Raw genomic sequence first — 15,131 nt, forward strand, 5'->3', positions numbered from 1 at the left:
TATACTCGTGCGGCAGTCTTCATTCGAATACTGCGCTCCTATGCTCATATCGAAGGGACGTCCCCTTGACCCGGCCACTGAACTTCCAGCAGATCCAGGCATTTCGCGCGGTAATGCAAATGGGCACGACAACGGGCGCTGCCGCGGTACTCAATACGACGCAGCCTTCAATTAGTCGCCGGCTTGCGGAATTGCAGAGCTTTTCCGGTCTGAAGCTGTTCGAGGTGCACCATGGAAGGCTGCGACCGACAGGCGAAGGACAGTTGCTATACAAAGCCGTGCAACTGCATTTCAACGGTCTGGAGAACATCGAGTCGGTGGTCGCCATTCTGCGCAAGTCCGGCACGGGAGCCTTGCGAATCGGTTGTACACCGACGCTCGGTATCGGTCTGTTACCGCAGGTCATTCGTGAGCTTCGAGCCCGCTTCCCACAGACGTATCTGAACGTGCAGACGGCTAATACACCGCAGCTCACGGATTTACTGCGTCAGGATCTGGTGGACCTGATATTGACGACGGGCAAGCTCGACGAGCTCGACTTCCAGACTGAGGTCGCGAAGACGGTGCCCGCGGTATGCGTGTTGCCGCTCGGCCATCGTCTTCAAGCGGAGTCGACTATTCATGTGCTGGCTTTGCGCGACGAGAGCCTGCTCGCGCTCGGCGAAATGGACGATTTGACAGTCGCAATTAAGGCAGTACTGAATGCGAATGACATACCTGCTGAATTCGCCATTCAGACAACGTCGTCAATCACGATCTGTGCTCTCGTGAGTGCGGGCAATGGCGTCGGAATCGTCAATCCTTATGTGGCGAGTACATTCGCAGGTCAATTGCTGGTCAAGCCGCTGACGCCGGCAATCGACGTAGCCGTGAGCATGGCAATGCCTGCGCACACCGCGCCTTCGTTGCTCGCGCGGCATTTCATCGAGATCCTGCAATCGCATTTGGACACGATTGCGCTATCCGCGGTATGCGGGTAACCACCACATAAACTTTCTCGGTGTTGTGATTTTCTGGACCTATGATCCAATCGATCCCGCTTTTTCCGCGGCGATCGGAGCACGGTCACGAGTGTCGAAGCGTCGATCAGACCTGCCGTGGCCGGCGAAAAATCAAATCACTCGAATGGAGTTACGCAAATGAGCAATCAGCCTGTGATCTTGCTGGTGCATGGTTTTTGGGGCGGCGCCGCGCATTGGAGCAAGGTCATCGTCGAATTGGCGCGCAAAGGTCACCAGTCGATCCGCGCTGTGGAATTGCCACTGACGTCGCTGGCCGATGACGTCGAGCGTACCCGCAAGATGATCGCGCAACAGAACGGACCGGTCTTGCTGGTGGGACATTCGTATGGAGGCGCCGTCATCACACAGGCAGGAAATCACCCGGACGTCGTTGGCCTTGTGTATATCGCAGCGTTTGCGCCGGACGAGGGAGAGAGCCCTGGTGGCATTACGCAGCAGCACGTTCCCGAGGCTGCGCCTCATCTCGAACCTGACAGCGATGGCTATCTATGGCTTAAAGCAGGGAAGTTCCATGAGAGCTTTTGCCAGGACCTGACTTCCGACGAGGGGCTCGTCATGGCCGTGACGCAGAAAGCACCGCTCGGCGAAACGTTCGGAGACCGAATCAGTTCGCCTGCGTGGGCCGACAAACCCTCCTGGTACCAGATATCGAGTGAAGACAGAATGATCCACCCCGACAACCAGAAGATGATGTCCGCCAGAATGAATGCAAGAAAGGTGGTCACGCTGCCCGCAAGTCATGCGTCGCTTGCTTCGCGACCAGTGGAGGTCGCCGCATTGATTCATGAGGCGGCCACAGAACTGGCTAGATGATCGCAACGTCGATGCGAGGGCCTGTCGAATCTGTTGCGTATTGGGCCGACAGGCCCGCTTCACCGATGGTTATTACACGACGCAACAGGCAACGCAGCTAAGCAAGCGCAGTCAGCGTTTCCCGCGAACGTTCGCGCTCGCGCGCGAGAAGCTCTTTCAAATGCGGGCTCATGATGCGGGCCACTTCCTGCATGACCGGAACTACGACGCTGTTACCGAACTGGCGATACGCCTGCGTATCGCTCACGGGAATCACGAAGTCGTCGGGAAAGCCCATCAAACGTGCGCATTCGCGCGGCGTCAAACGGCGTGGCCGCTCCCCGTTGTCTTGCGCGAGAAGAATTTCCGAGCCGTCCTTGTGATAACGCGCGGACAGCGTGCGTGTGACGCTGCCCGGCGTGACGAGGCCGAAGCCGAAGCCGTTTCCGGCCGCGCGATGTTTCTCCGCGTAAGCCTGCAGGTAGGCCCACAGATTCGGCGTCAGCGTGTACTTCGGCTGCACCTTGCGGCGGACGTGGTCGAAGAAGCGCTCGCCGTCGTGCGGCAACACTGGCTCAGTGCCGTCCGTCTTGTGCAGAATCGACGCTAGACGCGGCCCCGTTGCCGGCACGCGCAGATCGTCGAAAGAAAACCCGGTTGGCTCGCGAAAACCTACGATGACGATCCGCTCGCGATGCTGCGGCGTGAAGTGTTGCCCGTCTATAACCCTGTAGTGAACGTCATATTTCAGCTCGTCGCGCAGTACGTCGAGAATCGTTCTGAACGTGTTGCCTTTATCGTGCGAGAGCAGGTTCTTGACGTTTTCCAGGACGAACGCGGCCGGGCGTTTAGCATCGATGATGCGCGCGACATCGTAGAAAAGCGTGCCTTGTGTCGTGCACTCGAAACCGTGCGGACGGCCGAGCGAATTCTTCTTGCTTACGCCCGCGATGCTGAAAGGTTGGCAAGGAAAGCCGGCAAGCAGCAGGTCATGTGACGGAACCGAATCTTCCGCGTAGGACACGATGTCGCCGACGAACTGGTGTGTGTGGCTGGCGTCCTGATGGTTCTGCTGGTACGTCTTTTTGGAGAACTCGTTCCATTCGCTCGTGAACACGCACTGACCGCCGTGCGCCTCGAAGCCGCGCCGAATTCCGCCGATTCCCGCAAAAAGATCAATGAACTGGAAATCCGCGCGGCTTTCCGGATGCGAATTTCGCGCGCTCGTGTGCAGCATCTCACGCAATGCCGCTTCGGCGATGCGGGGACAACTTTGGTCCGTTTTCCAGCGTCGAATGGTTCTGACGTCTTTTCCGCAGCGCGCCGCGATTTCAGCCTGACTGTAGACCTGCAACGCTTGTAGGAGCAGGTCGTGCCTGGTGGCCATTGTCATGTCGCTTGTTCTCGCTGGGAATTTTGGCGGACATTTTGACCGTTCGATTACCGCCTGTCCAGGAATTTTGGGGCGCGATATTCCACGCTGCGGCGAAAATGCGCTTGTCACAGTTGGATGTGTACCCTTGCAGCGTGACGCGAGGTCCCTGCGTTGCGACGTGTTAAGGCCGCGGCATAGTTCGCGGCCTTTTTTTATCGAGACCAATACGTCGCGCCTGCTCTCCGCTTCGCTCCGCACCAACGGAACTGGGAAGCAACAAGAGCGGGCGACCGCCGCGCTAGGCGAGATGTCCGGCGCCGGTTTCGTGCGGAGGTGGAAGTAGTGCAGCGGTGCCGGGCGCGAGTTCGTCCCATGCCAGAGGCGGCTCAGCCTCGAACCGGTCGAGCTGCAACAGAAGACTGTCCACCGCGCACAGCTGCGGGTGCGTCAGGCTGCCCGTGTCGAGCAACTTGTAAAGACGCTCGCGCCAGTAGATCGGGGGCAGAATAGGGCCAGCCAGGTCGCCTTCCAGCGACAACCGCATCGCGCGAGCGATATGGGTAATGTCGCCGTCGATCAAACCGGCTTTCGATGATGCCGACAGGGTGATGGGTTTGCGGTCCATGGCTCCTCCATGGCACCTATTACGGCAGGCTGGAGGGAAACTTTAGCCTTTTGATGAAAATATTTCCGGGGGGCTCGATACAGCCCGCCGCGCGGTACCGGTTTTGCCGACGCGTTCAGCGACGGGCCTCAGGCATGGCCGTTGCTCGATCAGGTTACTGGCGCAATTTCGCGTCGGCATTCAAATAAGTGGAGCCGAACATGAACAAGGACCAGGTAAAAGGTGTGGGCGAACAGGTTAAGGGAAAAATCAACGAAGCCGTGGGTAAGGCGACGGATAATCCCGCCAAGGAACTGAAGGGCGATCTCCAGCAGGGCGCGGGCAAGGTGCAGAAGAGCTACGGCGACGCAAAGGAAGACGCGAAGGACCAAGCCAAGCGCAACACCCCGTAATCTGGCTTGATGCAGTCGTAGGGAAAAGGCGCTTCGGCGCCTTTTTCTCATTGGCGGTGCCATTTCAAGTCTCTGGCGGGAGGCGCGTCCGGTTCTCGTCGGCTTGTCCGGTTTCGGCTGCATCGTCGGCCGGGCCTGGGAGTAACCCGGCTTTGGCGCGCCGAACGTGCGCTGCGGGCTGCCGGGCCTTTAGACTGGCTGCATCCAACATGGAGGCCGCGACAATGACACCGGAAAAAGTGCTTTCGATGTTTGAACGGCAGTACCTGGAAGGCAAAGCGCCCGCCGATCTGGACGAGACGTGCGCAAGCTTTGCAGCCTGGCTCGCGTCGATGTGGGAGCAACTCGACGTCGAACGCAGGGCATTGCTGTTGACGGTGGGTGCCGCGCTGTGGCGCGAGGGCTATGACCTGAGCGCGGGCGGCGCGACGAAGGACTTGTGGTGAGCGCAACCTGAATCGCGGACATGCCGGCGTCCCGCACCCGTTGCGCCGACTCGGTTTATATTTGGCGCTCCGCATTGGCCCAGCCGAGGCCGGACACCCCGTCGGTCTTTGCCGCCCAATGCCATTTCCCGCCATTCCGCACAGGGTTTACACCATCACATGACAGATCTGTCCGCTTTCCCGATCACGAAGAAATGGCCTGCTGAGCATCCGGACCGCCTTCAGCTGTATTCGCTGCCTACGCCGAACGGCGTCAAAGTGTCGATCATGCTTGAAGAAACCGGCTTGCCTTACGAGCCGCATCTGGTGCGCTTCGACACGAACGATCAGATGACGCCGGAGTTCATGTCGCTCAATCCCAACAACAAGATCCCCGCCATCATCGATCCCAATGGACCTGACGGCAAACCGTTGCCGCTCTTCGAATCCGGCGCGATCCTGATTTATCTCGCGGACAAAACCGGCCAGCTGATTCCAAAGGACGCCGCCGGCCGCTACGAGGCGATCCAGTGGGTCATGTTTCAGATGGGCGGCATCGGCCCGATGTTCGGCCAGCTCGGCTTCTTTCATAAATTCGCAGGCAAGGAATACGAAGACAAGCGTCCGCGCGATCGCTACGTCGCCGAATCGAAAAGGCTGCTCGGCGTGCTGGAGCAGCGTCTCGAAGGGCGCGAGTGGATTCTCGGCGATCAGTATTCGATCGCGGACATCGCGACGTTCCCGTGGGTGCGCAATCTGATCGGTTTCTACGAAGCGGGCGAGCTCGTCGGCATAGAGGATTTTCCGAATGTGAGGCGCGTCCTGGCCGCGTTCGTCGCGCGTCCGGCTGTCGTTCGGGGACTGGATAGTCCGAAGCGGGTGTAGGCGTTCGTTGGTACGACGGCGGTCCGCGCCGGACCGCGCGTCGTTTTGATAACGCATAGCGGAACGTATGGCAGACCGTATGGGCGGCATACGGCAGTTGAGGTCGATTCAAACATTGCGAGCGTTGGCCGCGTTGGGCGTGGTCGCATTTCATGCAGAAGGGAACGTCGCCAGATACGGCTGGGCGACGCATTTCTTCCACCAGATTTCGCGTTTCGGTGAAATCGGCGTCGATGTCTTTTTCGTCATTTCCGGCTTTGTCATGGTGCTGGTTACGCATGACAAGCCGCCCGGCGTGGCTTCCGCAAAGGCATTTATCGTTGCCCGCATTACCCGGGTTGTTCCTCTTTACTGGGCGCTCACGTCGCTTTTCATTGTCTTGGTTCTCGCCGTGCCGGGCGCATTCGGAAATGCGTCGCTGAATGTCGGGCACGCGGTGGCCTCCTATCTGTTCTTTCCCTGGCTGAACTGGATCCACGTGACGGCGCCGGTAGTCGGCGTCGGGTGGACGCTCAACTACGAGATGTGGTTTTACGGCGTGTCCGCCGCTGCGATGTGTTTAACGCGTTATCGGCTGCTGGCTGTCGCGGCATTCCTGGCGGTCATGTCCGCGCTGCATTTCGTTCATGCGGGCGGAGTCGTATTTTCGTTTTATACAAATCCGATCGTGATGGAGTTTGTATTTGGCACTCTCGTCGGCTGGGTTTATGCGACGGAACGCGCGGTGCCGATAGCAGTGGCGGCAGCGATCGTCGTGTCGATCTTGGCCGCCGGCAAAGTGTTCGCGCCGGCCCTTACTGAAACGAACCGCTTTCTGGTCTTTGGGTTGCCTGCGTTCGCCGTAGTCGTGGCCGGGTTGTCGGTGGAGAACATGGTGCGCTGGAACGCGTTGCTGGAACTCGTTGGCGACTCTTCTTATTCGCTGTATCTGACGCACGTTTTTTCGGTGCCGGTCTGCGTCAAGCTGCTGCAGATATTCGACCGGCAGCATCGTATGCCTGGCGATCTGGTCTGTGTAGTCGTGGTGCTGGCGTCGGTCGCCATCGGGCTCGCTTCGTACCAATGGCTGGAAGGACCGATGAACAGAATGGGCAAGCGCCTGGTCAGGCGGACTCGTGCGACGGCAGAGCCTGTGCGCAACTGAGGCGTTGCGTCGGGCGGCGTGAGAGATGTGAAACGCCGTGTGAGGCTGTGAGGCGGGTTGGTCCCCCTGGCAGGAATCGAACCTGCATCTAGCGCTTAGGAGGCACTTGTTCTATCCATTGAACTACAGGGAGCGGATAACTTTACGGGGCGGACCGGGCCCCTGATCTGTGCTCGCTGCGCCCACATTCGGCGGCAGCCGCTCACATGTCCAGCTATGCAAGCGAGGGCAAGAGTATAGCAAAAACGTTGGAAACGAACGCCGCCTTCAAAGCCCGCCAATACACGATCGGAGCCCGTCGACGCGTCACTATCGCCGACGTTTCGCCTGACGAGCGCACCGGCGAAGAAGAGTATCAGGCCCGGCTCGCTCTCCGAGCCCGCCCCAAAAAACAAGCGGCCCAGCAGGCAAGACCTGCTGGGCCGCGCGAACTACCGAAGCCTTATCTCAACGTCCGGCCGGTCAAGGCTGGCTCGATACCGCCAAGCCGGTCAGCCTCAAAACTCGACCACCGCGAATTCCGCTTTGCCGACGTCGCACAGCGGGCAGCGCCAGTCGTCCGGGATCGCGGCGAAGCGGGTGCCCGCGGCGATGCCTTCTTCGGGCAGACCTTCTTCCTCGTTGTAGATCCAGCCGCAAATCAGACACACCCAGCTCTTATATTCTGTCACTTCCGTTACTTCGCTCACGACGCACTCATCCTTCTTCAATGCAATGATCCGCCCAGTCTGCCCCTTTTTTGGGCATGGCGGCGACCCGCAATATTACCGGAATTCGTCCGATACCCCGATTGACCGACGTTCCGCGCTGGGCTGACGCGAGGGCGTGTCATGTATAGCGTGTATCCTCGGACTGGCAGCGGCTCGGCGTTTCCACGCGGTTTATGTTTCCAACCAGGAGAGAAACCATGTTCAGAAGCAGATGGTTGAGCGGCATGGCAGCGGCCGCTTTGCTGGCGGCATCGGGTACAGCGCAGGCTGCAAGCGTGTCGTTCGTGCAGCCGACGGACGGCGCGAGCGTCAGCAATCCGGTCCACGTGGTGTTCCGCGTCGAGGGCATGAAGGTCGTGCCGGCCGGCACAATGACGGACGGCACGGGCCATCATCATCTGCTGGTGGACGGCAAGCCGCTTCCCAAAGGCGAGGTGATTCCCGCCAACGACAAATCGCTGCACTTCGGCAAAGGGCAGACCGAAACGGATCTGACACTGCCGCCGGGCGATCACACGCTGACGCTGCAATTCGGCGACGGTGCGCATCGGTCGTATGGCCCCGAACTCAGCAAGACGATCACGGTGCATGTGAAGTGATGGGTGTGCCCCTGCGAGGGTGCAAGGGCGGGCACGCGCGGCCCGGTGATTCGTCCTATGTCTTCGGGCTTACAGGCACTAGCCCGCGCGCCCGGTACAATGAGCAGTTCCGACTCATCGCTGTCTTCTCCAATTCTCCATGTCGCTTTACACCATTACCGGAGCCCAACTGGCATTCGGTCACGTCGCGTTGCTCGATCACGCGGACTTCTCTCTCGAATCGGGCGAGCGCGTCGGACTGATCGGCCGCAATGGCGCGGGCAAGTCGTCGCTGCTGAAAATCGTCGCGGAACTCGCTAAGCCCGACGACGGTCTCGTCACGCGCCAACAGAATCTGACCACGGTGTACGTGCCTCAGGAGCCGGAGTTCGATACGGACGACACGGTGTTCGACGCTGTCGCCGCCGGCCTCACGCACGCCCGCGCGCTGCTCGACGAATACGACGCGGTCGCCAACCAGCTTGCGGATGAACCGGAAGGCGCACAGCACGACGCGCTGATGGCGCGCATGAACACGCTGCAATCGTCGCTGGACGCGGCGGATGCCTGGAACTGGAGCACGCGCGTTGCCACCACGCTGCAGCAGATCGGCCTGAATGGCGAGGCGCGCGTCGGTTCGCTGTCGGGCGGCATGCAAAAGCGCGTGGCGCTCGCCCGTGCGCTCGTCGTGCAGCCTGACGTACTGCTACTCGACGAGCCGACCAACCACCTGGACTTCGACGGCATCCGCTGGCTCGAAGATCTGCTCGTCTCGCAGCGGGCGGCGCTGCTCTTCATCACGCACGACCGGGCGTTTCTCGACCGCGTCGCCACGCGCATCGTCGAACTGGATCGCGGGCGTCTGCTCTCGTATCCGGGCAATTTCTCCGCTTATCAGACGCGCAAGGCGCAGCAGCTGGAAATCGAACGCGTTGAAAACGAGAAGGCCGACAAGCTCCTCGCGCAGGAAGAGGTGTGGATTCGCAAGGGTGTCGAGGCGCGCCGCACGCGCAGCGTCGGCCGGATCGCACGGCTCGTCGAAATGCGCAACCAGCGCGCCGAACGCCGCAACGTGCAAGGCAACGTCAAGCTCGACGTGGGCCAGGGCGAGAAGTCGGGCAAGATTGTCGCCGAACTGACGGACGTCACGAAGCGCTACGGCTCGCGCACTGTGATCGACAGTTTCACGGCGACCGTCATGCGCGGCGACAAGATCGGCTTCGTCGGTCCGAACGGCGCGGGCAAAACCACGCTGCTGAAGATCATCCTCGGCGAATTGCAGCCGGACGAAGGCGCGGTGCGCGTCGGCACCAATCTGCAAGTGGCTTATTTCGACCAGATGCGCGCGCAGCTGGACCTGGACAAAAGTCTTGCCGATACCATCAGCCCGGGCAGCGAGTGGGTGGAAGTCAACGGCCAGAAAAAGCACGTCATGAGCTACCTGGGCGACTTCCTGTTCGCACCGGAGCGTGCCCGTTCGCCGGTCAAGTCGTTGTCGGGCGGCGAGCGTAACCGTCTGCTGCTAGCACGTCTTTTCGCGCGGCCGGCCAACGTGCTGGTGCTCGACGAACCCACCAACGACCTCGACATTCCCACGCTCGAACTGCTGGAAGAGCTGCTCACCGACTACAACGGCACGGTGCTGCTCGTCAGCCACGACCGTGCGTTTCTCGATAACGTCGCGACGTCGGTGATCGCGTCGGAAGGCGGGGGCAAGTGGCGCGAATACGTGGGCGGCTTCACGGACTGGCAGATCCAGAGCCAGCGCTCGCAGCAGATGGCGCAGGAAGCGCAGAAAGAGGCGAGCAAGGAAGCGGCCAAAGACAGCGCGAAAGACAGCGCAGCTTCCAAGGACGGTCCCGCTGGCCGCAACACCCAACGCGCGGCCAAGTTGTCGTTCAAGGAACAGCGCGAACTGGAGGCGTTGCCGGAGAAAATCGCCGCTCTCGAAGCGGAGCAGAAAACCATCGGTGCTCAGCTTGAAGACGGCTCGATCTTCGCGACAGACGCGCAGGAGGGCAAGCGCCTTTCCGAACGCTACGCCGCGATCGACGAAGAGCTGCTGCTCGCGCTGGAGCGCTGGGACGAACTGGAAAAGCGCCGCAAATAAAGCGGTGAGCGCTGACGTGTCGTGTCGTCGGCGCATTTGCTTTTGCATGGGCCACGCCTTGTCCGGAAGGCCGATCGCTCGAGCCGTGAATTGCCGCCAGGTTTGAAATCAGTAAAATACCCCGCGAACAGGCTTCCCCGGCGTTCGCACCGGCGGCAACGATGCGCGGCGATAGTGCCGTGCGTCGGGCCGTTATCTGGCGTGTCGATAAGAGCCCGCGCACGAAACCACGTGGCCGTCACGTGGTTTCGTGCGCGGAAGCCATGCGGCAAAACAGTTTGCCCGCGCTGCGGGCACCCCACCTAACCACGTTGTTTCGTTTCGCTTTTTTTGAAAACTCAACGCATTGTCCACGGACCTGTCCACAGGACCTGTGGACAACGATGAACCGACGCACCCGAGTCAACCATGTCTACGAAAAAGCCAAACGCCGCGTATAGCGAAGCGTCGATCAAGGTGTTGAAGGGTCTCGAGCCGGTCAAGCAACGGCCCGGCATGTACACCCGCACCGAGAATCCGCTGCACATCATTCAGGAAGTTATAGACAACGCGTCGGACGAAGCCCTTGGCGGCCACGGCCGGCAAATCACGGTCACGCTGCACGCGGACCATTCGGTGTCAGTCGAAGACGACGGCCGCGGCATTCCGTTCGGCCTGCATCCGGAAGAAGGCGTGCCGGTCGTGGAAATCGTGTTCACCCGGCTGCACGCGGGCGGCAAGTTCGATAAAGCCGCCGGCGGCGCCTACACGTTCTCGGGCGGCTTGCACGGCGTCGGCGTGTCGGTCACCAACGCGCTGTCCACTCGCCTCGACGTCACCGTGTGGCGCGACGGCAAGGTTGCCGCGCTGAGCTTTGCGCACGGCGACGTGGCGAAGCCGCTCGAAGTGCGCGCCGCAGCGAAGGGCGAAAAGAAGTCGGGCACGCGCGTTACCGCGTGGGCAGACCCGAAGTACTTCGACTCGCCCAATCTGCCGCTCGGCGAATTGCAACGGCTGCTGCGCTCGAAGGCAGTGTTGTTGCCGGGCGTCGAAGTCACGCTTATCAACGAGAAAACCGGCGAACAGCAAAGCTGGAAATATGAAGACGGTTTGCGCGGCTATCTGCTCGAAGGCATGAACGGCAGTGACCTGCTAATACCGCTGTTCGAAGGCGAGCGTTACGCCGAAAACTCGCGATCAAGTGAAGACACGTTCGCCGAAGGCGAGGGTGCCGCGTGGGTCGTCGCGTGGAGCGAGGAAGGGTCGCTCACGCGCGAGTCGTACGTCAACCTGATTCCGACGCCCGCCGGCGGCACGCACGAATCGGGCTTGCGCGACGGCTTGTATCAGGCGGTGAAGAGCTTTGTCGAATTGCACAACCTTCAGCCGAAGGGCGTGAAGCTTCTCGCTGAAGACGTGTTTGCGCGCGTGTCGTTCGTGCTGTCGGCAAAGGTGCTCGATCCGCAATTCCAAGGGCAGATCAAGGAGCGTCTGAATAGCCGCGACGCGGTGAAGCTCGTGTCGTCGTTTGCGCGCCCGGCGCTCGAATTGTGGCTGAACCAGCATGTGGAGCACGGCAAGAAGCTTGCGGACCTCGTCATCAAGCAGGCGCAGGCGCGCACGCGCGCAGGTCAGAAGGTCGAGAAGCGCAAGAGCTCCGGCGTGGCTGTGCTGCCAGGCAAGCTGACCGACTGCGAGTCGACGGAAATCGGCCGCAATGAGTTGTTCCTCGTCGAGGGCGATTCGGCCGGCGGCTCCGCGAAAATGGGCCGCGACAAAGAATATCAGGCAATCCTGCCGCTGCGCGGCAAGGTGCTGAACACGTGGGAAACCGAGCGCGACCGTCTCTTTGCGAATAACGAAGTGCACGACATTTCGGTGGCGATCGGTGTCGATCCGCATGGTCCGGACGACAAGGTCGATCTGTCGAACCTGCGCTACGGAAAGATCTGCATTCTGTCGGACGCGGACGTGGACGGCTCGCACATTCAGGTGTTGCTGCTCACGCTGTTCTTCAAGCATTTCCCGCAGTTGATCGAACGCGGTCATGTGTGCGTCGCGCGCCCGCCGCTTTTTCGAGTGGACGCGCCCGCGCGCGGCAAAAAACCGGCGCAAAAGCTCTATGCGCTCGACGAAGGCGAACTCGAAGCGATTCTCGACAAGCTGCGTAAAGACGGCGTGCGCGACACGCAATGGTCGATCAGCCGCTTCAAAGGCCTCGGTGAAATGAGCGCTGAGCAACTGTGGGATACGACGATGAACCCGGACACACGGCGACTCACGCCGGTCGCGCTCGGCGAGCTCGACTACGACGCCACGGTCGCGCGCATGACCATGCTGATGGGCAAGGGCGAAGCGGCATCGCGGCGCAGCTGGCTGGAAGAAAAGGGCAATGAAGTGGAAGCGGATATCTGAGCGGTTTTACAGCGCTCGCATGTCACACGGAAGCACGAAACTTCACGCCAAACACGATACGGAATCTAGATGGACGACGATAACACTCTCGACCTGTTCACCGAGCCACCGCCGCCGGAAGGCGATTTTCTGACGCTCGGCAATTACGCGGAACGTGCGTACCTCGACTACGCGGTCAGCGTGGTCAAGGGCCGCGCGCTGCCGGATGTGTGCGACGGCCAGAAGCCGGTGCAACGCCGCATCCTGTTCGCAATGAACGACATGGGCCTGTCCGACAACGCGAAGCCGGTCAAGTCGGCGCGCGTGGTCGGCGACGTGCTGGGTAAATATCATCCGCACGGCGACCAGTCGGCCTATGACGCGCTGGTGCGTCTCGCGCAAGACTTTTCGATGCGCTACCCGCTGATCGACGGCCAGGGCAACTTTGGCTCTCGCGACGGTGACGGCGCAGCGGCGATGCGTTACACCGAGGCGCGTCTGACGCCGATCGCCAAGCTGCTGCTCGACGAAATCGATCAGGGCACGGTCGACTTCATGAAGAACTACGACGGTGAGTTCGACGAGCCGAGGCTCTTGCCCGCGCGTCTGCCGTTCGTCCTGCTCAACGGCGCCTCGGGCATCGCCGTGGGCCTCGCCACCGAAATCCCGTCGCACAACCTGCGAGAAGTTGCGAGCGCCGCAGTCGCGATGATCCGCAACCCGAAGATTGCGCATGCCGAATTGATGCAGCACATTCCGGGTCCGGATTTCCCCGGCGGCGGCCAGATCATTTCGAGCGAGGCGGAAATTTCGGCGGCCTACGAAACCGGCCGTGGCAGCCTGAAGGTCCGAGCACGCTGGAAGATCGAAGACCTCGCGCGCGGCCAGTGGCAACTGGTCATCACCGAATTGCCGCCGAACACGGCCGCGCAGAAGGTGCTCGAAGAAATCGAGGAGCAGACCAATCCGAAGATCAAGCTTGGCAAAAAGGCGCTAACGCCTGAACAGTTGCAAGGCAAGCAGACCATGCTGGCCTTGCTCGACGCGGTGCGCGACGAGTCCGGTAAGGACGCGCCCGTGCGTCTCGTGTTCGAGCCGAAGTCGAGCCGCATCGATCAGACGGAGTTCGTCACCACGCTGCTCGCGCATACGAGTCTCGAATCGAATGCGTCGCTGAATCTCGTGATGGTCGGCGGCGACGGCCGGCCGCGTCAGAAGGGCTTGAGCGAAATCCTGCACGAGTGGATCGCGTTCCGCTTCGCGACGGTCACGCGCCGCACGCGTCACCGTTTGACGAAGGTGGACGACCGGATTCACATCCTCGAAGGCCGGATGATCGTCTTTTTGAATATCGACGAAGTCATCCGCATCATTCGCGAGTCCGACGAACCGAAGGTCGCGTTGATGGCCGCGTTCGGCCTGTCCGATCGCCAGGCCGAGGACATCCTGGAAATCCGGCTGCGTCAGTTGGCTCGTCTTGAGAAAATCAAGATCGAGAAAGAGCTTGCCGAACTGCGCGACGAGAAAGCGAAGCTCGAAGAGCTCCTCGGCAGCGAATCGGCGATGAAGCGCCTGCTCATCAAGGAAATCGAAGGCGACGCGAAGCAGTACGGCGACGAGCGCCGCACGCTGATCCAGCAGGAAAAGCGCGCGACGTACGAAGCGCGCGTGGTCGATGAACCTGTCACGGTCGTGGTCTCGCAAAAGGGCTGGGTGCGTGCGCTGAAGGGGCACGGGCTGGACACGGCTGGCTTCACATTCAAGGCCGGCGATGGTCTTTACGCCGCGTTCCAGTGCCGCACGCCCGATACGCTCGTCGCGTGGGGCAGCAACGGCCGCGTCTATTCGGTCGCGGTGGCGTCGCTGCCGGGCGGCCGAGGCGACGGCGTGCCGGTGACGTCGCTGATCGAACTCGAATCGGGCAGCCACCTGATGCATTACTACGCGGCTTCGGCTGACCAGGCATTGTTGCTCGCGTCGAGCAACGGCTTTGGCTTCATCGCGAAGGTCGGCGACATGGTGAGCCGCCTGAAGGCAGGCAAGTCGTTCATGACGATCGACGCCGGCGCTGTGCCGCTCGCGCCCATGCCGATGCTGCCGGACGCGACGCAGGTCGCGTGTCTGTCGTCGAGCGGGCGCCTGCTGGTATTCGGTCTCGACGAAATGAAGACGCTCTCTGGCGGCGGTCGCGGCGTCACACTAATGGCGCTCGACGACAAGGAAACGCTGGTTCAGGCGCTCGCGATCAACGCGGCGGGGGTCATGCTGATCGGCGCGCGTCGCGGCGGACGTCTGGACGAAGAAAAGCTGAGCGGCGCCGCTTTGGCGTCGCATGTCGGCAAGCGGGCGCGTAAAGGGCGCCCGCCTGAAACCAAGCTAAAGCTCGAAGGTATGCGCCCCGTGCTGGCCGCTTGACGAAGATTGACGTTCCAATACGGTCGGCGTCTGCTAGCATGCGAGGCGCTGGCCGTGCGCAGTGAAGTGTGCTGCAGTGGCTCGCGGTAACCACGCCGTTACCACGCCGTAACTGCGGGGCACGTTGGAGAAAATTCGGGGGCGGCGTTACGGTGTCGAAGTGCGGTATTCCGTCTAGATACAGGCGCGCTGCAATAACAACAAGAAAAACGACGAGAAAGCCTTGGGCTTGCTGGAACTGCACGCATGGCGTGCGGTCGAACGCGCTCAATAGCCGCTGCTCAT

The 15,131-nt window shown here is 61.1% G+C and carries 13 protein-coding genes and 1 tRNA gene; 10 read left to right on the forward strand and 4 right to left on the reverse strand.

Annotated features, from left to right (window positions below; all coding sequences use genetic code 11):
- The first annotated feature begins 65 nt into the window (after positions 1 to 65).
- Positions 66 to 980 carry a LysR family transcriptional regulator gene (locus tag OH764_RS04125; RefSeq protein ID WP_498848114.1) on the forward strand — a complete coding sequence of 305 codons (915 nt, stop codon included), beginning with the start codon at positions 66 to 68 and terminating at the stop codon, positions 978 to 980.
- Between the two features lie 159 nt (positions 981 to 1,139).
- Positions 1,140 to 1,835, forward strand: coding sequence for an alpha/beta hydrolase (locus tag OH764_RS04130; RefSeq protein ID WP_498848115.1), 696 nt, complete (start codon positions 1,140 to 1,142; stop codon positions 1,833 to 1,835).
- A 97-nt stretch (positions 1,836 to 1,932) separates the two neighbouring features.
- Here the strand turns inward: OH764_RS04130 and dcm are convergent, their stop codons facing one another.
- On the reverse strand, positions 1,933 to 3,207 hold the full coding sequence (gene dcm / locus OH764_RS04135) for a DNA cytosine methyltransferase (RefSeq protein ID WP_498848116.1): 1,275 nt from the start codon (positions 3,205 to 3,207) through the stop codon (positions 1,933 to 1,935).
- Between the two features lie 280 nt (positions 3,208 to 3,487).
- On the reverse strand, positions 3,488 to 3,814 hold the full coding sequence (locus OH764_RS04140) for a hypothetical protein (protein WP_498848117.1): 327 nt from the start codon (positions 3,812 to 3,814) through the stop codon (positions 3,488 to 3,490).
- Positions 3,815 to 4,014: 200 nt separating this feature from the next.
- Here OH764_RS04140 and OH764_RS04145 point away from each other — a divergent pair, with 200 nt between their 5' ends.
- From OH764_RS04145 to OH764_RS04160, 4 genes are all read left to right on the forward strand, one after another.
- Positions 4,015 to 4,206, forward strand: coding sequence for a CsbD family protein (locus OH764_RS04145; protein ID WP_020065286.1), 192 nt, complete (start codon positions 4,015 to 4,017; stop codon positions 4,204 to 4,206).
- Positions 4,207 to 4,430: 224 nt separating this feature from the next.
- Entirely contained in the window at positions 4,431 to 4,652 is a 222-nt protein-coding gene (locus OH764_RS04150) for a hypothetical protein (RefSeq protein ID WP_498848118.1), read from the forward strand.
- Between the two features lie 159 nt (positions 4,653 to 4,811).
- Positions 4,812 to 5,516, forward strand: a complete 705-nt coding sequence (locus OH764_RS04155; RefSeq protein WP_498848119.1) for a glutathione S-transferase family protein — start codon at positions 4,812 to 4,814, stop codon at positions 5,514 to 5,516.
- Between the two features lie 67 nt (positions 5,517 to 5,583).
- Complete coding sequence (locus tag OH764_RS04160) at positions 5,584 to 6,660, forward strand: acyltransferase family protein (RefSeq protein WP_498848120.1); 1,077 nt, start codon at positions 5,584 to 5,586, stop codon at positions 6,658 to 6,660.
- Between the two features lie 58 nt (positions 6,661 to 6,718).
- On the opposite strand, the gene OH764_RS04165 is transcribed toward OH764_RS04160, so the two are convergent.
- Both OH764_RS04165 and OH764_RS04170 read right to left on the reverse strand, forming a co-directional pair.
- A tRNA-Arg gene (locus OH764_RS04165) sits at positions 6,719 to 6,793 on the reverse strand.
- 364 nt (positions 6,794 to 7,157) lie between these two features.
- A complete protein-coding gene (locus OH764_RS04170; protein WP_020065290.1) occupies positions 7,158 to 7,349 on the reverse strand; it encodes a rubredoxin in 192 nt (63 codons plus the stop codon).
- A gap of 218 nt (positions 7,350 to 7,567) precedes the next feature.
- On the opposite strand from OH764_RS04170, the gene OH764_RS04175 reads away from it, so the two are divergent.
- The 4 genes from OH764_RS04175 (at position 7,568) to parC (ending at position 14,846) form a co-directional block, all read left to right on the forward strand.
- Entirely contained in the window at positions 7,568 to 7,969 is a 402-nt protein-coding gene (locus OH764_RS04175) for a DUF4399 domain-containing protein (RefSeq protein ID WP_498848121.1), read from the forward strand.
- Between the two features lie 139 nt (positions 7,970 to 8,108).
- Complete coding sequence (locus tag OH764_RS04180; protein ID WP_498848122.1) at positions 8,109 to 10,058, forward strand: ATP-binding cassette domain-containing protein; 1,950 nt, start codon at positions 8,109 to 8,111, stop codon at positions 10,056 to 10,058.
- Between the two features lie 408 nt (positions 10,059 to 10,466).
- On the forward strand, positions 10,467 to 12,452 hold the full coding sequence (locus tag OH764_RS04185; RefSeq protein WP_498848123.1) for a DNA topoisomerase IV subunit B: 1,986 nt from the start codon (positions 10,467 to 10,469) through the stop codon (positions 12,450 to 12,452).
- 69 nt (positions 12,453 to 12,521) lie between these two features.
- Complete coding sequence (gene parC, locus OH764_RS04190) at positions 12,522 to 14,846, forward strand: DNA topoisomerase IV subunit A (protein ID WP_498848124.1); 2,325 nt, start codon at positions 12,522 to 12,524, stop codon at positions 14,844 to 14,846.
- Positions 14,847 to 15,131: the final 285 nt, after the last annotated feature.

It is taken from the genome of Burkholderia sp. M6-3 (assembly GCF_050858985.1).
Classification (GTDB): domain Bacteria; phylum Pseudomonadota; class Gammaproteobacteria; order Burkholderiales; family Burkholderiaceae; genus Paraburkholderia; species Paraburkholderia caledonica.

Coding starts and splice junctions, on each gene's coding strand:
- OH764_RS04175 (WP_498848121.1), top strand. CDS start 7,568: ATGTTCAGAAGCAGATGGTTGAGCGGCATGGCAGCGGCCGCTTTGCTG.
- dcm (WP_498848116.1), bottom strand. CDS start 3,207: ATGACAATGGCCACCAGGCACGACCTGCTCCTACAAGCGTTGCAGGTC.
- OH764_RS04180 (WP_498848122.1), top strand. CDS start 8,109: ATGTCGCTTTACACCATTACCGGAGCCCAACTGGCATTCGGTCACGTC.
- OH764_RS04130 (WP_498848115.1), top strand. CDS start 1,140: ATGAGCAATCAGCCTGTGATCTTGCTGGTGCATGGTTTTTGGGGCGGC.
- OH764_RS04185 (WP_498848123.1), top strand. CDS start 10,467: ATGTCTACGAAAAAGCCAAACGCCGCGTATAGCGAAGCGTCGATCAAG.
- OH764_RS04150 (WP_498848118.1), top strand. CDS start 4,431: ATGACACCGGAAAAAGTGCTTTCGATGTTTGAACGGCAGTACCTGGAA.
- OH764_RS04160 (WP_498848120.1), top strand. CDS start 5,584: ATGGCAGACCGTATGGGCGGCATACGGCAGTTGAGGTCGATTCAAACA.
- OH764_RS04140 (WP_498848117.1), bottom strand. CDS start 3,814: ATGGACCGCAAACCCATCACCCTGTCGGCATCATCGAAAGCCGGTTTG.
- parC (WP_498848124.1), top strand. CDS start 12,522: ATGGACGACGATAACACTCTCGACCTGTTCACCGAGCCACCGCCGCCG.
- OH764_RS04155 (WP_498848119.1), top strand. CDS start 4,812: ATGACAGATCTGTCCGCTTTCCCGATCACGAAGAAATGGCCTGCTGAG.
- OH764_RS04145 (WP_020065286.1), top strand. CDS start 4,015: ATGAACAAGGACCAGGTAAAAGGTGTGGGCGAACAGGTTAAGGGAAAA.